Origin of the sequence: Streptomyces sp. NPDC079167, assembly GCF_040686735.1 — a bacterium.
GTDB lineage: Bacteria > Actinomycetota > Actinomycetes > Streptomycetales > Streptomycetaceae > Streptomyces.
The window spans coordinates 287,223-307,433 of record NZ_JBFBLO010000004.1; the positions used below are offsets into that span (position 1 = coordinate 287,223).

At 70.3% G+C, this 20,211-nt stretch carries 19 protein-coding genes; 16 read left to right on the plus strand and 3 right to left on the minus strand.

The genetic code is table 11. The annotated features are described in order from the left end of the window. Positions 1-39 precede the first annotated feature (39 nt). The 11 genes from pdxS to AB0P41_RS11325 all read left to right on the plus strand — a co-directional run bounded on the left by pdxS (position 40) and on the right by AB0P41_RS11325 (position 11,913). Positions 40-960, plus strand: a complete 921-nt coding sequence (pdxS, locus tag AB0P41_RS11275) for a pyridoxal 5'-phosphate synthase lyase subunit PdxS (protein WP_356712504.1) — start codon at positions 40-42, stop codon at positions 958-960. Positions 961-966: 6 nt separating this feature from the next. Beyond that, on the plus strand, positions 967-1,560 hold the full coding sequence (gene pdxT / locus AB0P41_RS11280; RefSeq protein ID WP_356712506.1) for a pyridoxal 5'-phosphate synthase glutaminase subunit PdxT: 594 nt from the start codon (positions 967-969) through the stop codon (positions 1,558-1,560). Between the two features lie 61 nt (positions 1,561-1,621). After that, a complete protein-coding gene (locus AB0P41_RS11285) occupies positions 1,622-2,374 on the plus strand; it encodes a YebC/PmpR family DNA-binding transcriptional regulator (RefSeq protein WP_099176837.1) in 753 nt (250 codons plus the stop codon). A gap of 112 nt (positions 2,375-2,486) precedes the next feature. Further along, positions 2,487-3,020: a crossover junction endodeoxyribonuclease RuvC gene (gene ruvC, locus AB0P41_RS11290; protein ID WP_356712508.1), complete on the plus strand. Its 534-nt coding sequence runs from the start codon at positions 2,487-2,489 to the stop codon at positions 3,018-3,020. Continuing rightward, positions 3,017-3,643, plus strand: coding sequence for a Holliday junction branch migration protein RuvA (gene ruvA, locus AB0P41_RS11295; protein ID WP_356712510.1), 627 nt, complete (start codon positions 3,017-3,019; stop codon positions 3,641-3,643). Before ruvC ends, ruvA begins: the two co-directional genes overlap by 4 nt. Before the next feature lie 83 nt (positions 3,644-3,726). Beyond that, complete coding sequence (ruvB, locus tag AB0P41_RS11300) at positions 3,727-4,812, plus strand: Holliday junction branch migration DNA helicase RuvB (protein ID WP_356712512.1); 1,086 nt, start codon at positions 3,727-3,729, stop codon at positions 4,810-4,812. Positions 4,813-4,980: 168 nt separating this feature from the next. Further along, the gene (yajC, locus tag AB0P41_RS11305) at positions 4,981-5,469 is read left to right on the plus strand and encodes a preprotein translocase subunit YajC (protein WP_356712514.1); all 489 of its coding nucleotides are present in this window, start codon (positions 4,981-4,983) and stop codon (positions 5,467-5,469) included. A gap of 147 nt (positions 5,470-5,616) precedes the next feature. Continuing rightward, positions 5,617-7,371, plus strand: a complete 1,755-nt coding sequence (gene secD / locus AB0P41_RS11310) for a protein translocase subunit SecD (RefSeq protein ID WP_356712516.1) — start codon at positions 5,617-5,619, stop codon at positions 7,369-7,371. Position 7,372: 1 nt separating this feature from the next. Further along, a complete protein-coding gene (gene secF / locus AB0P41_RS11315; RefSeq protein WP_356712518.1) occupies positions 7,373-8,494 on the plus strand; it encodes a protein translocase subunit SecF in 1,122 nt (373 codons plus the stop codon). Beyond that, complete coding sequence (locus AB0P41_RS11320) at positions 8,491-9,045, plus strand: adenine phosphoribosyltransferase (protein ID WP_356712520.1); 555 nt, start codon at positions 8,491-8,493, stop codon at positions 9,043-9,045. Before secF ends, AB0P41_RS11320 begins: the two co-directional genes overlap by 4 nt. Positions 9,046-9,213: 168 nt before the next feature. Beyond that, a complete protein-coding gene (locus tag AB0P41_RS11325; protein WP_365931437.1) occupies positions 9,214-11,913 on the plus strand; it encodes a bifunctional (p)ppGpp synthetase/guanosine-3',5'-bis(diphosphate) 3'-pyrophosphohydrolase in 2,700 nt (899 codons plus the stop codon). Positions 11,914-12,026: 113 nt separating this feature from the next. Here AB0P41_RS11325 and AB0P41_RS11330 read toward each other — a convergent pair whose 3' ends face one another. After that, on the minus strand, positions 12,027-13,256 hold the full coding sequence (locus AB0P41_RS11330) for a DUF349 domain-containing protein (protein ID WP_365931439.1): 1,230 nt from the start codon (positions 13,254-13,256) through the stop codon (positions 12,027-12,029). A 188-nt stretch (positions 13,257-13,444) separates the two neighbouring features. Next, on the minus strand, positions 13,445-14,233 hold the full coding sequence (locus AB0P41_RS11335) for a peptidylprolyl isomerase (RefSeq protein ID WP_356712526.1): 789 nt from the start codon (positions 14,231-14,233) through the stop codon (positions 13,445-13,447). A gap of 147 nt (positions 14,234-14,380) precedes the next feature. On the opposite strand from AB0P41_RS11335, the gene AB0P41_RS11340 reads away from it, so the two are divergent. The 4 genes from AB0P41_RS11340 to AB0P41_RS11355 all read left to right on the plus strand — a co-directional run bounded on the left by AB0P41_RS11340 (position 14,381) and on the right by AB0P41_RS11355 (position 18,693). Then, the gene (locus AB0P41_RS11340) at positions 14,381-15,067 is read left to right on the plus strand and encodes an MBL fold metallo-hydrolase (RefSeq protein WP_356712528.1); all 687 of its coding nucleotides are present in this window, start codon (positions 14,381-14,383) and stop codon (positions 15,065-15,067) included. Between the two features lie 15 nt (positions 15,068-15,082). After that, on the plus strand, positions 15,083-16,345 hold the full coding sequence (hisS, locus tag AB0P41_RS11345) for a histidine--tRNA ligase (protein WP_356712530.1): 1,263 nt from the start codon (positions 15,083-15,085) through the stop codon (positions 16,343-16,345). A 294-nt stretch (positions 16,346-16,639) separates the two neighbouring features. Next, a complete protein-coding gene (locus AB0P41_RS11350) occupies positions 16,640-17,275 on the plus strand; it encodes a vitamin K epoxide reductase family protein (protein ID WP_124279733.1) in 636 nt (211 codons plus the stop codon). Between the two features lie 44 nt (positions 17,276-17,319). Beyond that, positions 17,320-18,693, plus strand: coding sequence for a replication-associated recombination protein A (locus AB0P41_RS11355; RefSeq protein WP_356712532.1), 1,374 nt, complete (start codon positions 17,320-17,322; stop codon positions 18,691-18,693). 10 nt (positions 18,694-18,703) lie between these two features. Here the strand turns inward: AB0P41_RS11355 and AB0P41_RS11360 are convergent, their stop codons facing one another. After that, complete coding sequence (locus AB0P41_RS11360; RefSeq protein ID WP_356712534.1) at positions 18,704-19,405, minus strand: DUF2470 domain-containing protein; 702 nt, start codon at positions 19,403-19,405, stop codon at positions 18,704-18,706. 188 nt (positions 19,406-19,593) lie between these two features. Between AB0P41_RS11360 and rpsD the strand changes: the two genes are divergently transcribed. Next, complete coding sequence (gene rpsD / locus AB0P41_RS11365; protein ID WP_014157362.1) at positions 19,594-20,208, plus strand: 30S ribosomal protein S4; 615 nt, start codon at positions 19,594-19,596, stop codon at positions 20,206-20,208. The last annotated feature ends 3 nt before the right edge of the window (positions 20,209-20,211 follow it).

The following is a 20,211-nucleotide window of genomic DNA, read 5'->3' on the forward strand; positions in this document are numbered from 1 at the left end:
GCACCATCCAGCGTCTCCACACCCCAGTGAGGTCGATCCGTGTCCACGCTTCCCACCACCCCGCAGTCCGCCGAGACCCCGGCCACCGGCACCGCCCGTGTCAAGCGCGGCATGGCCGAGCAGCTCAAGGGCGGCGTGATCATGGACGTCGTCAACGCCGAGCAGGCGAAGATCGCCGAGGACGCGGGCGCCGTGGCCGTCATGGCGCTGGAGCGGGTGCCGGCCGACATCCGCAAGGACGGCGGCGTGGCCCGGATGTCGGACCCCAACATGATCGAGGAGATCATCGAGGCCGTCTCCATCCCCGTCATGGCCAAGTCCCGCATCGGCCACTTCGTCGAGGCCCAGGTGCTCCAGTCCCTGGGCGTCGACTACATCGACGAGTCCGAGGTCCTCACCCCGGCCGACGAGGTCAACCACAGCGACAAGTTCGCCTTCACCACCCCCTTCGTCTGTGGCGCCACCAACCTGGGCGAGGCCCTGCGCCGTATCGCCGAGGGCGCCGCGATGATCCGTTCCAAGGGCGAGGCGGGCACGGGCAACGTCGTCGAGGCGGTCCGCCACCTGCGCCAGATCAAGAACGAGATCGCCCGCCTGCGCGGCTTCGACAACAACGAGCTGTACGCCGCCGCCAAGGACCTCCGCGCCCCCTACGAGCTGGTCAAGGAGGTCTCCGAGCTCGGCAGGCTGCCCGTCGTCCTCTTCTCGGCCGGCGGCGTCGCGACCCCCGCGGACGCGGCCCTGATGCGCCAGCTCGGTGCCGAGGGCGTCTTTGTGGGCTCCGGCATCTTCAAGTCCGGTGACCCCGCCAGGCGCGCCGCCGCCATCGTGAAGGCCACCACCTTCTACGACGACCCGAAGATCATCGCGGACGCCTCGCGCAACCTCGGCGAGGCCATGGTCGGCATCAACTGCGACACGCTGCCCGAGGGCGAGCGCTACGCCAACCGCGGCTGGTAAGCACCGATGACCGACACCCCTGTCATCGGCGTCCTGGCGCTCCAGGGCGACGTACGGGAACACCTGACGGCCCTGGCCTCGGCGGACGCCGTGGCCAGGCCGGTCAGGCGGCCCGAGGAGCTCGCCGAGGTCGACGGGCTCGTCATACCCGGTGGCGAGTCCACCACGATGTCCAAGCTGGCCGTCCTCTTCGGCATGCTGGAACCGCTGCGTGCGCGGGTGGCCGCCGGGATGCCGGTCTACGGCACCTGCGCCGGCATGATCCTGCTCGCCGACAAGATCCTCGACCCCCGCTCCGGCCAGGAGACGGTCGGCGGCATCGACATGATCGTGCGCCGTAACGCTTTCGGGCGGCAGAACGAGTCCTTCGAGGCGGCCGTCGAGGTCGACGGCGTGCCCGGCGGACCCGTCGACGGCGTCTTCATCCGGGCCCCCTGGGTGGAGTCGGTCGGCGCCCGCGCGGAGGTCGTCGCGGTGCACGGCGGGCATATCGTGGCCGTACGCCAGGGAAACGCCCTCGCCACGTCGTTCCACCCGGAACTGACCGGCGACCACCGGGTGCACGCGCTCTTCACCGACATGGTGCGCGCCGTGGGCTGATCCGACCCCGGTAGGATCTCTCGGGTTCGGATCGATTTTGGTGACGCGAAGGAGAAGGCAGATGTCCGGCCACTCTAAATGGGCTACGACGAAGCACAAGAAGGCCGTGATCGACGCCAAGCGCGGCAAGCTCTTCGCGAAGATGATCAAGAACATCGAGGTCGCGGCCCGCACGGGTGGCGCCGACGTGTCCGGTAACCCGACCCTCTTCGACGCCATCCAGAAGGCCAAGAAGAGCTCGGTCCCGAACAAGAACATCGACTCGGCGGTCAAGCGCGGTGCCGGTCTCGAGGCCGGCGGCGCCGACTACGAGACGATCATGTACGAGGGTTACGGCCCGAACGGCGTCGCGGTGCTCATCGAGTGCCTCACCGACAACCGCAACCGTGCCGCGTCCGACGTCCGTGTCGCCATGACCCGCAACGGCGGCTCGATGGCGGACCCGGGTTCGGTCTCGTACCTGTTCAACCGCAAGGGTGTCGTGATCGTCCCCAAGGGCGAGCTGGGCGAGGACGACGTGCTCGGTGCGGTGCTCGACGCGGGCGCCGAGGAGGTCAACGACCTCGGTGACACCTTCGAGGTGCTCAGCGAGGCCACCGACATGGTCGCGGTCCGCACCGCGCTGCAGGAGGCCGGCATCGACTACGACTCGGCCGAGGCCAACTTCGTCCCGACCATGCAGGTCGAGCTCGACGAAGAGGGCGCGCGCAAGATCTTCAAGCTGATCGACGCGCTGGAGGACAGCGACGACGTGCAGAACGTCTTCGCCAACTTCGACGTCTCGGACGAGGTCATGGAGAAGGTCGACGCCTGAGGCGGCGCAACCGGGACGGGCCGACGGGACACACCCCGTCGGCCCGTCGCATTGTCAGCGGGAGCCGATAGCCTGCGGGAACAGATGACCGAGCGGCGGAGGGGGCCCCATCATGCGGGTGCTGGGCGTGGACCCGGGGCTGACCCGGTGCGGTGTCGGCGTGGTCGAGGGAGTCGCCGGCCGGCCGCTCACCATGGTCGGCGTCGGCGTCGTGCGGACCCCGCCCGACGCGGAGCTCGGCCACCGGCTCGTCGCCATCGAGCAGGGCATCGAGCGGTGGCTCGACGAGCACCGGCCCGAATTCGTCGCCGTGGAGCGGGTGTTCAGCCAGCACAACGTGAGCACGGTCATGGGCACCGCCCAGGCCAGCGCCGTCGCCATGCTCTGTGCGTCGCGCCGCGGCATCCCGGTCGCCCTGCACACCCCGAGCGAGGTCAAGGCCGCCGTCACCGGATCGGGGCGGGCCGACAAGGCGCAGGTCGGCGCCATGGTCACCCGGCTGCTGCGGCTCGACGCGCCGCCCAAGCCCGCCGACGCCGCCGACGCCCTCGCCCTCGCCATCTGCCACATCTGGCGCGCGCCCGCGCAGAACCGACTGCAGCAGGCCGTCGCCGCCCACCGCACGCTGAAAGGCCGTACCGCATGATCGCCTTCGTCTCAGGCCCGGTGGCCGCCCTCGCCCCGGCCACGGCCGTGATCGAGGTCGGCGGCATCGGCATGGCCGTCCAGTGCACCCCCGAGACCCTCGCCGGTCTGCGGATCGGCAAGGAGGCCAGACTGGCCACGTCCCTGGTCGTCCGGGAGGACTCGCTCACCCTCTACGGCTTCGCCGACGACGACGAGCGGCAGATCTTCGAGCTGCTCCAGACCGCCAGCGGGGTGGGCCCCAGGCTCGCCCAGGCGATGCTCGCCACCCACAGCCCGGACGCCCTGCGCATCGCCGTCGCCACCGGTGACGAGAAGGCGCTCACCGCCGTGTCCGGCATCGGCAAGAAGGGCGCCCAGAAGCTCCTCCTCGAGCTCAAGGACCGGCTCGGCGAACCGGTCGGCGCGCACATCGGGCAGCAGGGCGTCGGCGCCGCGGTCACCAGCTCCTGGCGCGACCAGCTGCAGGCCGCCCTGATCGGCCTCGGCTACGCCACCCGCGAGGCCGACGAGGCGGTGACCGCCGTGGCACCGCAGGCCGAGGCCGCGATCGCCGACAGCGGCCAGGCCCCCGTGCCGCAGCTGCTGCGCGCCGCCCTGCAGACACTCAACCGCGCACGCTGACCCCAGGGGCCGCCACGCGCCCCGTACGCCGGCCGGAACACCGCACGGACCGGCACCGAAACACCCGAGGCGGGACTGACGAGATGAACTGGGACGAGACCGGGACCGACACCGGCGACCTCACCGACGAGCGGCTGGACGACCGCCTGGTGGACGCCGGGGCGGACGGCGAGGACACCGCCGTCGAGGCTGCCCTGCGCCCGAAGGACCTCCACGAATTCGTCGGCCAGGAGACGGTCCGGGAACAGCTCGACCTGGTCCTCAAGGCGGCCCGCGCCCGGGGCGCCACCGCCGACCACGTCCTGCTCTCCGGCGCCCCCGGCCTGGGCAAGACCACCCTCTCCATGATCATCGCGGCCGAGATGGGCGCGCCGATCCGGATCACCTCCGGCCCCGCCATCCAGCACGCCGGTGATCTCGCCGCGATCCTGTCCTCGCTCCAGGAGGGCGAGGTCCTCTTCCTCGACGAGATCCACCGCATGTCGCGGCCGGCCGAGGAGATGCTCTACATGGCGATGGAGGACTTCCGGGTCGACGTCATCGTCGGCAAGGGCCCGGGCGCCACCGCCATTCCGCTGGAGCTGCCGCCGTTCACCCTCGTCGGCGCCACCACGAGGGCGGGACTCCTGCCGCCCCCGCTGCGCGACCGCTTCGGCTTCACCGGCCACATGGAGTTCTACGCCCCCTCCGAGCTGGAGCGGGTCATCCACCGCTCCGCCGGCCTGCTCGACGTCGCCATAGACACGGCGGGCGCCGCAGAGATCGCCGGCCGCTCCCGCGGCACGCCCCGTATCGCCAACCGGCTGCTGCGCCGCGTCCGGGACTACGCCCAGGTCAAGGCCGAAGGACGGATCGACCGGGACATCGCCGCCGCGGCCCTGCGGGTGTACGAGGTCGATGCCCGGGGGCTCGACCGGCTGGACCGCGCGGTGCTCGGCGCCCTGCTGAAGCTCTTCGGCGGAGGTCCCGTCGGGCTCTCCACCCTCGCCGTGGCCGTCGGCGAGGAGCGCGAGACCGTCGAGGAGGTCGCCGAGCCCTTCCTCGTACGGGAAGGACTGCTCGCGAGGACCCCCCGGGGAAGAGTCGCGACCCCCGCGGCGTGGGCGCACCTCGGACTCGTGCCTCCGCAGCACGGCGCAAAGGGACAACAGGGCCTGTTCGGGGCGTGACACAGGACGGGTTGGCCAGCAGGGGAACCACGGTGCCATGCTGGACGTTGTTCCAATGATGCGGACTCGCTTAGACTCCGCCGATGCCGCCCGTTCAGGTCGGTGTACCCACCCCCGTAGACCAGGCCGCGTGAATCCAGCGTGGTCGTGCGAAGGAAGTTCCGTCCCGTGAGTCTCGTGACCCTCCTCCCCTTCATCGTGCTCATCGGGGCCATGTTCCTGATGACCCGGTCCGCCAAGAAGAAGCAGCAGGCGGCTGCGCAGATGCGCAACGACATGCAGCCCGGTACCGGCGTCCGGACGATCGGGGGCATGTACGCCACCGTCAAGGAGATTCAGGACGACACGGTTCTCCTCGAGGTCGCGCCCGGCGTGCACGCCATCTACGCGAAGAACGCCATCGGTGCCGTCCTCGACGACGCGGAGTACAACCGCATCGTCCACGGCGACGACGACGAGCTGGACGCCGACGGCACGGTCGTGCCGGACGACGCCTCCTCTCTCACCGCCGGCGACTCCACGGACGACGACGTCGCGAAGATCGACCTGGGCAAGAAGGCCGAGGACGCGCCGGAGGACGCCGGGACCAAGGGCTCCGAGGTCAAGAGCTCCGAGGTCAGGGACGCCAAGGCCGACGGCGAGGGCGACGCGAAGTAGTTCCACGACCCTCGGACGCCGGACACCCGCGGGTGTCCGGCGTCTCACGGGCCGTGCGGTCTTCTGCGGGGGCGGGTCCCCACAACACTTCGTGGCCGCTCGGGCGCGTACCCGGCGCGGGGCGGTTGGACAGGGAGAAACGAAAAGGTGGCAGCACCGAAGAAAGGCCGGGGTTCAACCGGTGGACAGGGCAAGCCGGGCCGTGCCCTGGCTCTGATCCTGATCGCCATGGTCGCCCTGACCGGCGGGATGTTCCTGTCCGGTCACACCACGCCCCGGCTCGGCATCGACCTGGCCGGCGGCACATCGATCACGCTCAAGGCGAAGAGCCAGCCCGGCAAGCCTGACGCGATCAACGAGACCAACATGAACACCGCGGTCAGCATCATCGAGCGCCGTGTCAATGGTCTGGGTGTCTCCGAGGCCGAGGTTCAGACCCAGGGCCCCTCGAACATCATCGTCAACATCCCCAAGGGGACGAATTCGAAGCAGGCCCGGGAGCAGGTCGGCACGACCGCCCAGCTGTACTTCCGGCCGGTGCTCACGGTCACCGCCGGCACGCCGACCCCCGAGGGTTCCGCGAGCCCGTCCGCGAGCGGTTCCGGGAAGCCGAGCGCCACGCCCAGTGCGAAGGCGAGCGACCCGGAAACAGCCTCCGATTCGAAGACGACGCCCTCGGCGAGCGCCACCACCCAGGGCCGCGCGGTCACCGGCGCCCTGAAGCAGGACGCGACGCCGACCCCGTCCGCGAGCACCTCCGGCGGCTCGGAGACCCCCGCGGCGACCGGGACGCCCGACCCCGCCACCGCGGCGCTCGAGAAGAAGTTCACCGCGCTGGACTGTTCCGACCCGGCCGCCCGCGCCAAGGCCGGCGACGGCGTCAAGCCCGAGGACCCCACGGTCGCGTGCAGCTCCGAGGGTGACGCCAAGTACCTCCTCGGCCCGGCCGAGGTCTCCGGCACGGACGTCGACGACGCGAAGGCCCAGTTCGACCAGCAGCGCGGCATCTGGCTCGTCTCGATGGAGTTCACCGACAAGGGCTCCAAGAAGTTCCAGACGATCACCAAGAAGCTGTCGTCGCAGCAGTCCCCGCAGAACCAGTTCGCGATCTCCCTCGACGGTGAGGTCGTCTCCGCGCCCCAGGTGAACGAGGCGCTCAGCGGCAGCGCCGAGATCTCCGGCAGCTTCACGCAGCAGTCGGCGGAGGACCTGGCCAACGTCCTGTCCTACGGCGCGCTCCCGCTGTCCTTCAGCGAGGACACCGTCACCACCGTCACCGCCGCCCTCGGCGGCGAGCAGCTCGAGGCCGGTCTCATCGCCGGTGCCATCGGGCTGGCCCTGGTCGTCATCTACCTGGTGGCCTACTACCGGGGCCTGGCGCTCATCGCCCTCCTCAGCCTGCTCGCCTCCGGCATCCTGACGTACACGATCATGGCCCTGCTCGGCCCGGCCATCGGCTTCGCGCTGAACCTCCCGGCCGTCTGCGGCGCCATCGTGGCGATCGGAATCACAGCGGACTCGTTCATCGTCTACTTCGAACGCATCCGCGACGAGATCCGCGAGGGCCGCACGCTCCGTCCGGCCGTCGAGCGCGCCTGGCCCAGGGCCCGCCGCACCATCCTCGTGTCCGACTTCGTGTCGTTCCTCGCGGCGGCCGTGCTCTTTCTCGTCACCGTCGGCAAGGTCCAGGGCTTCGCGTTCACGCTCGGGCTCACGACCCTGCTCGACGTCGTCGTGGTGTTCCTCTTCACCAAGCCCGTCATGACGCTCATGGCCCGTACGAAGTTCTTCGCCAGCGGCCACCCGTGGTCCGGCCTGGACCCGAAGAGGCTCGGCGCCAAGCCGCCGCTGCGCCGCTCCCGCCGCCTCAACGCCCGCACCGACCACCCGAAGGAGGCGTGAGATGTCGCGACTCGGCAATCTCGGCGCCCGGCTCTACCGTGGCGAGGTCGGTTACGACTTCATCGGCAAGCGCAAGATCTGGTACGGCGTCTCGATCCTGATCACCATCACGGCCATCGTCGGCCTGGCGGTCAGCGGCCTGAACATGGGCATCGAGTTCAAGGGCGGTGCCGTCTTCACGACCGACACCAAGGCCAAGGTGTCCGTCTCCCAGGCCCACGAGGACGCGGTCGCGGTCTCCGGCCACGAGGCGATCGTCCAGGAGCTCGGCAACGGCGGACTCCGGATCCAGATCACCGAGGTCGACACCCAGAAGGCCGACCAGATCAAGGCCCAGCTCTCCGAGGACCTCGGTGTCCCCGAGGCGAAGATCAACGCGGACCTCGTCGGCCCCAGCTGGGGTGAGCAGATCGCCAACAAGGCCTGGACCGGCCTCGGCATCTTCATGGTCCTCGTCGTGGTCTACCTGGCCATCGCCTTCGAGTGGCGGATGGCCGTCGCGGCCCTCATCGCGCTGATCCACGACATCACCATCACCGTCGGCATCTACGCCCTCGTCGGCTTCGAGGTCACCCCCGGCACCGTGATCGGTCTGCTGACCATCCTCGGTTACTCCCTCTACGACACGGTGGTCGTCTTCGACAGCCTCAAGGAGGGCACGAAGGGGATCACCAAGCAGACCCGCTGGACCTACAGCGAGATCGCCAACCGTTCCATCAACGGCACGCTGGTGCGTTCCATCAACACCACCGTCGTCGCCCTGCTGCCGGTCGCCGGTCTGCTGTTCATCGGTGGCGGCGTCCTCGGGGCGGGCATGCTGAACGACATCTCGCTGTCGCTCTTCGTCGGTCTCGCCGCCGGTGCCTACTCCTCGATCTTCATCGCCACCCCGCTGGTCGCCGACCTGAAGGAACGCGATCCGCAGATAAAGGCACTGAAGAAGCGGATCCTCGCCAAGCGCGCCGCCGCGGCGGCCAAGGGCGAGTCCGTCGAGGACGAGCGCGACGACCGGGCCGACGAGTTCACCGACGGGCCCGACGAGGAATCCCCGACCGCCGGGGCCGTCGTCGGCCCGCGCCGGCAGGCCGGTGGCCACGGCAGGACCCCGAGGAACCGCCGATGACCACGAACGTCACCGACGCCACCCGGGAGCTCCTGCTCAGCCGGATCCGCGATGTGCAGGACTATCCGAAGCCCGGAGTGCTGTTCAAGGACATCACCCCGCTGCTCGCCGACCCGGCCGCCTTCTCCGCGCTGACCGACTTCTTCGTGGAGCTGTGCGTCCGGCACGGGGCCACCAAGATCGTCGGTCTGGAGGCCCGCGGCTTCATCCTGGCCGCGCCGGTCGCCGTCCGGGCCGGGATCGGGTTCGTACCCGTGCGGAAGGCCGGGAAGCTGCCCGGGGCCACACTGGGGCAGGCGTACGAGCTGGAGTACGGCACGGCGGAGATCGAGATCCACGCCGAGGACCTGGCCGCCGACGACCGGGTCATGGTCATCGACGACGTCCTGGCCACCGGCGGCACCGCCGAGGCCTCGCTGGAGCTCATCCGGCGGGCCGGTGCGCAGATCGCGGGGGTGTCGGTCCTCATGGAGCTCGGCTTCCTCTCCGGCCGCGCGCGGCTGGAGGCGGGGCTGCGGGGCGCCCCGCTGGAGGCCCTGATCACGCTCTGACCTGCACCGCGCCGCAGCGGCGCGCGTAGGGACGTACAGGACGGGTACCCGGGAACATCCGGGTGCCCGTTCCGTGTTGTGAGGGGTTCCACACTCCCCGGGCGAGGACCCGCCCGGAGGTCGATACCATGGGCTTTCCGGTAGCCCGGATCCGCACGAGGAGCGCTCTTGCCAGACGAGGCCCAGCCAGTCGCCGCCCCGCAGCCCGAAAGGCCCGCGGCGGCCTCCGCCACGCCCGGGAAGGCGCAGCCCGAGGGAGCAGGCACGCCCGGACCCGCGGGCGGGCACACGCAGGGCCCCGGCGAGTCACCGGGCGGCCGGACGCCCGCGGCACCGGCGAAGCCGACCCCGCCGCCCGGGACGAAGCCCGCGCCCTCGCCCGGCACGACGCCCCCGGCCGGCACGACGCCCCCGGCCGGCACGACGCCCCCGGCCGGGACGACGCCCGCCTCTCCGGCGACGCCCGCCTCCGGATCCGCGGCGCCGAAGCCCCCGGCCCCGGCCTCCGCCGCGAAGCCGCCGGCCCGGTCCGCCGCCGCCCCGCCCGCCCCACCCGCGCGCTCCGGCGGCTCCTCCAACCGCGTCCGGGCCCGCCTCGCCCGTCTGGGCGTACAGCGCTCCAGTCCGTACAACCCGGTCCTCGAGCCCCTCCTGCGTACGGTCCGCGGCAACGATCCCAAGATCGAGTCCGCCACACTGCGCCAGATCGAGAAGGCCTACCAGGTCGCCGAGCGCTGGCACCGCGGGCAGAAGCGTAAGAGCGGCGATCCCTACATCACCCATCCGCTCGCCGTCACCACGATCCTCGCCGAGCTCGGCATGGACCCGGCGACGCTCATGGCAGGGCTGCTGCACGACACAGTCGAGGACACCGAGTACGGCCTGGACACCCTGCGCAAGGACTTCGGCGACCAGGTCGCGCTGCTCGTCGACGGCGTCACCAAGCTCGACAAGGTCAAGTTCGGCGAGGCCGCCCAGGCGGAGACCGTGCGCAAGATGGTCGTCGCCATGGCCAAGGACCCCCGGGTCCTCGTCATCAAGCTCGCCGACCGGCTGCACAACATGCGCACCATGCGCTACCTCAAGCGGGAGAAGCAGGAGAAGAAGGCCCGCGAGACCCTCGAGATCTACGCGCCGCTGGCTCACCGCCTGGGCATGAACACCATCAAGTGGGAGCTGGAGGACCTCGCCTTCGCGATCCTCTACCCCAAGATGTACGACGAGATCGTCCGCCTCGTCGCCGAGCGCGCGCCCAAGCGCGACGAGTACCTCGCCATAGTGACCGACGAGGTCCAGGCCGACCTGCGCGCCGCCCGGATCAAGGCCACCGTCACCGGCCGGCCGAAGCACTACTACAGCGTCTACCAGAAGATGATCGTGCGGGGCCGCGACTTCGCCGAGATCTACGACCTGGTGGGCATCCGCGTCCTCGTCGACACGGTCCGCGACTGCTACGCGGCGCTCGGCACCGTCCACGCCCGGTGGAACCCGGTGCCCGGGCGGTTCAAGGACTACATCGCGATGCCCAAGTTCAACATGTACCAGTCGCTGCACACCACGGTGATCGGCCCCAGCGGCAAGCCCGTCGAGCTCCAGATCCGCACGTTCGACATGCACCGCCGCGCGGAGTACGGCATCGCGGCGCACTGGAAGTACAAGCAGGAGGCCGTCGCCGGCGCCTCCAAGGTCCGCACCGACATCCCGAAGAACACGGGCGGCGGCCGCGGCCAGGACACCGTCAACGACATGGCGTGGCTGCGCCAGCTCCTGGACTGGCAGAAGGAGACCGAGGACCCCAGCGAGTTCCTGGAGTCCCTGCGTTTCGACCTCTCGCGTAACGAGGTCTTCGTCTTCACGCCGAAGGGCGACGTGATAGCGCTGCCCGCCGGTGCGACGCCGGTCGACTTCGCGTACGCCGTCCACACGGAGGTCGGCCACCGGACCATAGGGGCACGGGTCAACGGACGTCTCGTACCGCTGGAGTCCACCCTCGACAACGGCGACCTGGTGGAGGTCTTCACCTCCAAGGCGGCCGGCGCCGGACCCTCGCGTGACTGGCTGCAGTTCGTCAAGTCGCCCCGGGCGCGCAACAAGATCCGCGCCTGGTTCTCCAAGGAGCGGCGCGACGAGGCGATCGAGCAGGGCAAGGACTCCATCGCGCGGGCCATGCGCAAGCAGAACCTGCCGATCCAGCGGATCCTGACCGGCGACTCCCTGGTCACGCTGGCGCACGAGATGCGCTACCCCGACATCTCGTCGCTGTACGCGGCGATCGGCGAGGGCCATGTCGCGGCGGCCGGCGTCGTCCAGAAGCTCGTCCAGGCGCTCGGCGGCGAGGACGCGGCCAACGAGGACCTGGCGGAGAGCTCCCCGCCCTCGCACGGCCGCAACAAGCGCCGCGCCAAGGCGGATCCGGGTGTGGTCGTCAAGGGCGTCGAGGACGTCTGGGTCAAGCTGGCCCGCTGCTGTACGCCCGTGCCCGGCGACCCGATCATCGGATTCGTCACCCGGGGCAGCGGGGTCTCCGTACACCGTGCGGACTGCGTCAACGTCGACTCGCTCTCGCAGCAGCCGGAGCGGATCCTCGACGTCGAGTGGGCACCCACCCAGTCCTCGGTCTTCCTCGTCGCCATCCAGGTCGAGGCGCTGGACCGCTCGCGGCTCCTCTCGGACGTCACCCGGGTCCTGTCCGACCAGCACGTGAACATCCTGTCGGCAGCCGTGCAGACGTCCCGCGACCGGGTGGCCACGTCACGCTTCACCTTCGAGATGGGCGACCCCAAGCACCTGGGACACGTCCTGAAGGCCGTACGCGGCGTGGAGGGCGTCTACGACGTCTACCGGGTCACCTCGGCCCGCCGCCCGTAGGACCGGACGGCGCACGCCCCGGCGGCGCCGCGGTCTGCGCCGACCCAGCGAAAAAGGGGCTTCCGTACGCGACGCGTACGGAAGCCCCTTTTTCACGGGACGGGAACGCCGGCTCAGCCGCCGAACTCCTCCAGGCCCTTCAGCGCCTGGTCGAGCAGTGCCTGCCGGCCCTCCAGCTCGCGCGAGAGCTTGTCCGCCCTGGCGTTGTTGCCCGAGGCACGTGCCGTGTCGATCTGCGTGCGCAGCTTGTCGACGGCCGCCTGGAGCTGACCGGTCAGACCCGCGGCGCGCGCCCGCGCCTCCGGGTTCGTCCGGCGCCACTCGGACTCCTCGGCCTCCTGGAGCGCCCGCTCCACCGCCTGCACCCGGCCCTCGACCTTCGGGCGGGCGTCACGCGGTACGTGGCCGATGGCCTCCCAGCGCTCGTTGATGGACCGGAACGCGGCCCTGGCCGCCTTCAGATCCGTCACCGGGACCAGCTTCTCGGCCTCGGCGGCGAGCTCCTCCTTGAGCTTGAGGTTCTCGCCCTGCTCCGCGTCCCGCTCGGCGAAGACCCCGCTGCGAGCGGCGAAGAAGACGTCCTGGGCACCGCGGAACCGGTTCCACAGCTCGTCCTCGGCCTCGCGCTGGGCGCGGCCCGCCGCCTTCCACTCGGTCATCAGGTCGCGGTAACGCGCGGCCGTCGCACCCCAGTCGGTCGAGCCGGAGAGCGACTCGGCCTCGGCGACCAGCCTCTCCTTAGCCTTGCGGGCCTCCTCGCGCTGCGCGTCCAGCGCCGCGAAGTGGGCCTTGCGGCGCTTGGAGAAGGCGGAACGGGCATGCGAGAAGCGGTGCCACAGCTCGTCGTCGGACTTGCGGTCCAGACGGGGGAGCCCCTTCCACGTGTCGACGAGGGCCCTCAGACGCTCGCCCGCCGACCGCCACTGCTCGCTCTGCGCCAGCTCCTCGGCCTCGACGACGAGCGCCTCCTTGGCCTGACGGGCCTCGTCGGTCTGCTTCGCCTTCTGGGCCTTGCGCTCCTCGCGGCGCGAGTCGACCGTCGCGACGAGCGCGTCCAGCCGCTTGCCGAGCGCGGCGAGGTCGCCGACGGCGTGGTGCTCGTCGACCTGCTGACGCAGGTGCTCGATCGCCGCCGTGGCGTCCTTCGCCGAGAGGTCGGTGGTCTTCACCCGCCGCTCGAGAAGGCCGATCTCGACCACCAGGCCCTCGTACTTGCGCTCGAAATAGGCCAGAGCCTCCTCGGGGGAACCGGCCTGCCACGATCCGACGACCTGCTCGCCCTCGGCTGTACGCACGTACACGGTGCCCGTCTCGTCGACACGGCCCCACGGGTCGCTGCTCACAGCGCCTCCTCCACCTGATGCATCGAGGGGGTTCGCCCCCCGTGCATCGTCCACAGTTTCCTGGGGCGGGCAGCGCCCGCCCTGCACAACGCCAATCTAGGCGACCGGCCGCCCGGCTGTCCGCACTCAGCGCGGCTGAAATTCTCCCGTGCGCTCCACGGCCCGGTGCCGGGCGGCCACACGAACGGTCAGGCCTTGTCGACCGTCGCCTTCTCGACCGTGACGGTCTTCTTCGGGGCACCGTCGCCCGCGCCACCGGTGACGCCTGCCTCGGCGACCTTCTTGACGGCCTTCAGACCCGCGTCGTCCATGGTGCCGAACGGCGTGTAGCTGGGCGGCAGTTCGGTGTCCTTGTAGACGAGGAAGAACTGGCTGCCTCCGGTGCCCGGCTGGCCGGTGTTCGCCATCGCGACGGTGCCCGCCGGGTACGTCACCGAGCCCTTGTCGTCCGCCTTGCCCAGCGCGGTCAGATTCTCGTCGGGGATGGTGTAGCCGGGGCCACCCGTCCCGTCGCCCTTCGGGTCACCGCACTGGAGGACGAAAATGCCCTCCGTGGTCAGACGGTGGCACTTCGTGTCGTCGAAGTACCCCTTGTCCGCGAGGGCCTTGAACGAATTGACGGTGTGCGGGGTCTTCGCCGCGTCCATCGCGATGCCGATGTCGCCCTGGCTCGTCTTGAGCGACATCGAGTACTTGGCCTTCTTGTCGATCTTCATCGCCGGCTCGGGGGCGCTGCTCTCGCTCGCCGAGGGCGATGCCGACGGGCTCTCGCTCGCCGCCGCGTCCGCCGTGGTCTTCGAGTCGTCGCCGTCGAGCGAGACGTACGCGCCCACACCGATGACCGCCACCACGGCCACCGACGAAGCGATGATCACCGTGAGACGCCTCGTCCTCCGGCGCGCTTCCTCCCGGCGCTGCTGCTGCCGCTCGAACTTCTCCCGGGCGAGCTGCCGCCGCCGCTGATCGCTGCTGACCACCGGATGGTCTCCTTGTACGTCGTGTGATCGGTCCTGGAATGCCCGTACGGTATATGGGTTAGCTGTGGAATGAGGAGCGCCGGTAGTCTCTGAACGGCCGCAATCCGCTCCGCGGCCCTCCTCGTCGGACGAACACTAAGGACGAACGTGCTCATTGCCGGGTTCCCCGCCGGGGCCTGGGGGACCAATTGCTATCTGGTCGCCCCCGCCGCCGGTGAGGAGTGCGTGATCATCGACCCGGGCCACCAGGCCGCCCAGGGTGTCGAGGACGCACTGAAGAAGCATCGGCTCAAGCCCGTCGCCGTCGTCCTCACCCATGGCCACATCGACCACGTCGCCTCGGTCGTCCCCGTGTGCGGTGCCCATGACGTCCCCGCCTGGATCCACCCGGAGGACCGCTACATGATGAGCGATCCCGAGAAGGCGCTGGGCCGCTCCATCGGAATGCCGCTCATGGGCGAGCTGACCGTGGGCGAGCCGGACGACGTCAAGGAGCTGACCGACGGCGCCGCCCTGAAGCTGGCGGGCATGGAGTTCGGCGTCGCGCACGCGCCCGGCCATACCAAGGGGTCGGTGACGTTCAGGATGCCCGAGGCCGCGGATGTCCCGCAGGTCCTCTTCTCGGGCGACCTGCTCTTCGCCGGCTCCGTCGGACGCACCGACCTGCCCGGCGGCGACCACGCCGAGCTGCTCGAGTCGCTGGCCCGCGTGTGCCTGCCGCTCGACGACTCGACCGTGGTGCTGTCCGGCCACGGCCCCCAGACGACCATCGGCCGCGAGCGCGCCTCCAACCCGTACATGAACGGTCTGGCCGCGCCCCGCCGAGGAATGTGACGAGAGAGAAACACCGTGAGTACCTTCCAGGCCCCCAAGGGCACGTACGACCTGATCCCGCCGGACTCCGCGAAGTACCTGGCGGTGCGTGCCGCGCTCTCCGCACCCCTCAAGAACTCCGGCTACGGCTACATCGAGACGCCCGGCTTCGAGGACGTCGCCCTTTTCGCGCGCGGGGTCGGTGAGTCCACCGACATCGTCTCCAAGGAGATGTACGCCTTCGAGACCAAGGGCGGCGACAAGCTCGCGCTGCGCCCCGAGGGCACCGCGTCCGTGCTGCGCGCGGCGCTGGAGGCCAACCTCCACAAGGGCGGCAACCTCCCCGTCAAGCTCTGGTACTCCGGCTCGTACTACCGCTACGAGCGCCCGCAGAAGGGCCGTTACAGGCACTTCTCCCAGGTCGGCGCCGAGGCCATCGGCACCGAGGACCCCGCGCTCGACGCCGAGTTGATCATCCTCGCCGACCAGGCGTACCGCTCGCTCGGCCTCAGCCAGTTCCGCATCCTGCTCAACTCGCTGGGCGACAAGGAGTGCCGCCCCGTCTACCGCGAGGCGCTCCAGACCTTCCTGCGCGACCTCGATCTCGACGAGGAGACCCGCCGGCGCATCGAGATCAACCCGCTCCGGGTCCTCGACGACAAGCGGCCCGACGTCCAGAAGCAGCTCACCGGCGCCCCGATGCTGCGCGACTTCCTCTGCGACGCCTGCAAGGCGTACCACGAGGAGGTCCGCGACCTGCTGACGGCGGCGGGCGTGGCGTACGAGGACGACGAGAAGCTCGTCCGCGGCCTCGACTACTACACGCGCACCACCTTCGAGTTCGTCCACGACGGTCTGGGCTCCCAGTCCGCGGTGGGCGGCGGCGGCCGTTACGACGGGCTGTCCGAGATGATCGGCGGCCCCGCGCTGCCGTCCGTCGGCTGGGCGCTCGGCGTGGACCGCACGGTGCTCGCCCTGGAGGCGGAGGGCGTCGAGCTCGACGTCCCCGCCACCACCAGCGTGTACGCGGTACCGCTCGGCGAGGAGGCCCGGCGGGTGCTCTTCGGTCTGGTCACCGAGTTGCGCAAGGCCGGTGTCGCCACCGACTTCGCGTTCGGCGGCCGGGGCCTCAAGGGTGCGATGAAGAGCGCGAACCGCTCCGGTGCCCGCTTCACGATCGTGGCCGGCGAGCGTGATCTCGCCGAAGGCGCGGTCCAGCTCAAGGACATGGAGTCGGGCGACCAGGAGCCGGTCGCGCTCGACGCGCTCGTGGCCACGGTGCGGGCCAAGCTGGCGTAAGTACCTCCGACCGCGCTGTGCCCGGGCGGGCACAGCGCGGTCCGGGGCGCCTTCGTCAACTTCGGATCCCTGGATTCACCTTGCCGGGACATTTCATTACGGGGTCGGGACGCCCGGATCGCTCACCCCGTCCCCGGCCCCCCACCGCGTGCCGGGCCAGGGACGCGGGCGTCCCGCGCACCTCCGGACACAGGGCGGTCCTCGCGCGCTTTTATGCCGATCGAACGGTTGGTCACAACGCCGGTGCGGCACAATGACGATGCCCAGCCGGCTACTCAGTGATGGAACGGCGATATGACGATGGCAGCGGTAGACCACCCCTCCTCCCGGCAGGACGAGGACAACGGCGCGAAGACCTACGGCGGCAGCCGCGCGCTCGCACTGCTGCTGGTGATCACCGGCGCGGCCGGGCTGCTCGCCGCCTGGGTGATCACGATCGACAAGTTCAAGCTGCTCGAGGACCCGAGCTTCACCCCGGGCTGCAGCCTGAACCCGGTGGTCGCGTGCGGCAACATCATGAAGAGCGAGCAGGCGTCCGCCTTCGGCTTCCCCAACCCGATGCTCGGCATCGCCACCTACTCGGTGGTCATCGGCATCGGCATGGCGCTCCTCGCCGGCGCCCGCTTCCGCGCCTGGTACTGGCTGGGCCTCAACGCCGGCACGCTCTTCGGCGTCGGCTTCTGCACCTGGCTGCAGTACCAGTCGCTGTACAACATCAACTCGCTCTGCCTGTGGTGCTGCCTGGCCTGGGTCGCCACGATCTTCATGTTCTGCTACGTCACCACGCACAACATCAAGCACGGCATCCTGCCCGCCCCCGCCTGGCTGCGGAACACCCTCACCGAGTTCCACTGGGTGCCGCCGGTCCTCTGGATCGGGATCATCGGCATGCTGATCCTGACCCGCTGGTGGGACTTCTGGACCAGCTGACGCGCCAGGCGGTCCTGTCAGTGGGGTGACATAGGCTTCGTGACGTGGAGCCCGACCTCTTTACCGCAGCAGCCGAAGACCGCCAGGAGAAGGACCCGTCCAGCAGCCCCCTCGCTGTCCGGATGCGTCCTCGTACGCTGGACGAGGTGGTCGGCCAGCAGCATCTGCTCAAGCCGGGCTCACCTTTGCGGCGACTCGTCGGTGAGGGGAGCGGAGGGCCCGCGGGCCCCTCGTCGGTGATCCTGTGGGGCCCGCCCGGCACGGGAAAGACAACCCTGGCGTACGTGGTCAGCAAGGCCACCAACAAGCGCTTCGTCGAGCTCTCCGCGATCACCGCCGGCGTCAAGGAGGTCCGGGCCGTCATCGAGGGCGCGCGCCGCGCCACCGGCGGCTTCGGCAAGGAGACCGTCCTCTTCCTCGACGAGATCCACCGCTTCTCCAAGGCCCAGCAGGACTCCCTGCTGCCCGCCGTGGAGAACCGCTGGGTCACGCTGATCGCGGCCACCACGGAGAATCCGTACTTCTCGATCATCTCCCCGCTGCTGTCGCGCTCCCTGCTCCTCACCCTTGAGCCGCTCACCGACGAGGACCTGCGCGCGCTCCTGCGCCGGGCGCTGACCGACGAGCGGGGGCTGGGGGGCGCCGTCACCCTGCCCGAGGACGCCGAGGCGCATCTGCTGCGCATCGCCGGCGGGGACGCCCGGCGCGCGCTGACCGCGCTGGAGGCGGCGGCCGGAGCGGCCCTCACCACGCACGAGCGGGAGATCACGCTCACGACGCTGGAGGAGACCGTCGACCGCGCCGCCGTGAAGTACGACCGCGACGGCGACCAGCACTACGACGTGGCGAGCGCCCTGATCAAGTCGATCCGCGGCTCCGACGTGGACGCCGCCCTGCACTATCTGGCCCGGATGATCGAGGCGGGGGAGGACCCGCGCTTCATCGCGCGGCGGCTGATGATCTCCGCCAGCGAGGACATCGGGCTCGCCGATCCGACGGCACTGCCCACGGCGGTGGCGGCGGCCCAGGCCGTCGCCATGATCGGCTTCCCGGAGGCGGCGCTCACCCTCAGCCACGCCACGATCGCGCTGGCGCTCGCCCCCAAGTCGAACGCGGCGACACTGGCCATCTCCGCGGCGCAGGAAGATGTGCGCCGGGGCCTCGCCGGCCCGGTCCCGGCCCATCTGCGCGACGGCCACTACAAGGGCGCGGCCAAGCTGGGCCACGCCCAGGGCTACGTCTACCCGCACGACGTCCCCGGCGGTATCGCCGCCCAGGAGTACGCCCCGGACGCCGTCCGCGGCAGGCGCTACTACGAACCCACGCGGTACGGCGCGGAGGCGCGCTACGCCGATGTGGCGGACCGGGTGCGCGAGCGGCTCGGCCGCGGGGAGCAGGGCGGCCCGGCCACTCCGTGACGGCCGCCGCTCAGCAGGCCGCCGCTTCGAAGAGGGTGTGCATCGCGCGGCGCAGCCCGGTGATGTCGCGTACGGGCTCGGGAAATTCGAACCGGGCGTCGAAGCAGGCGTCGCGGCCGTCGACGAACCGCACCCGGAGGCCGAAGCGGTCGAGAGCGACCGGGACGGCACCGAGCCGGTGCTCCGCGCAGCCGCACCCGTCCCGGTCACCGAGGAGCGCGGACAGCGTGGCCATCCGCTCGCCGTGCGCGGCGTGCAGATGCTGGAGCAGCTCGGCCTCATGGGCGACCAGCGGATCGGCGACCGCGTCCCGGAAGGCATCGGGCTCCACCTCGTCGAACCCCCACAGGTCGTCGACCGACGCCTCCCCGGTCTCCAGCCGGAGCATCATCCGGCCGGGCTCGGCGAGCCCGGGCACCGCGGTGAGCCAGCCACCGATCCGGACGCGGCCGCGGATCCGGTGCGGGACCGAGACCGGTGCGACATCGGTGATCTCCAGCACAGCGGTCAGCTCGTCGCCCTGGGCGCGCGTCGCGGCCCGTACGACCGGGGAATCCACGGGGAAGCCGAGGAAGAGATCCCCCTCGGGCCCGATGCTCCTGCTGTCGGGCATCAGCTGGTCCGGGTGGATCACCGACAGCCCCGGTACGAGCAGCACCGCGGAGCAGGTACTCTGTACGAGAGTTCGTGTGCGCTCGGCTGCTGACGGCATCCGAGTGTTTTCAAGCCCGCTGGGACGCGGCTGACCACGATCAGATCGGCCTTCCGTCGTAGCAGCACCTTCAGGTGTGCTGCCGCTGTCTGTGCTGTCCGTGACGTGTGTGGTGTTCCCAGGGCGAGACATGCGATCTCCTTGAGTAAGGTAAGCCTAACCTAACCTACAACGGAGGTCTGGAGAACGTGCCTAACCAGTCGCGTCCCAAGGTCAAGAAGTCGCGTGCCCTCGGCATCGCCCTGACGCCGAAGGCTGTCAAGTACTTCGAAGCCCGCCCCTACCCGCCGGGCGAGCACGGCCGTGGCCGCAAGCAGAACTCGGACTACAAGGTCCGTCTGCTCGAGAAGCAGCGTCTGCGTGCGCAGTACGACATCAGCGAGCGCCAGATGGCGCGCGCCTACGACCGCGCCCGTAAGGCCGAGGGCAAGACGGGCGAGGCGCTGGTCGTCGAGCTCGAGCGCCGCCTCGACGCCCTGGTCCTGCGTTCGGGCATCGCCCGCACCATCTACCAGGCCCGTCAGATGGTCGTCCACGGCCACATCGAGGTCAACGGTGGCAAGGTCGACAAGCCGTCCTTCCGCGTGCGCCCCGACGACGTCGTGCAGGTCCGCGAGCGCAGCCGCTCCAAGGTCCCCTTCCAGGTGGCCCGCGAGGGTGGCTACGACACGGACGGCGAGACCCCGCGCTACCTCCAGGTGAACCTGAAGGCCCTGGCCTTCCGCCTGGACCGGGACCCGAACCGCAAGGAAATCCCGGTCATCTGCGACGAGCAGCTCGTCGTCGAGTACTACGCCCGCTGACGC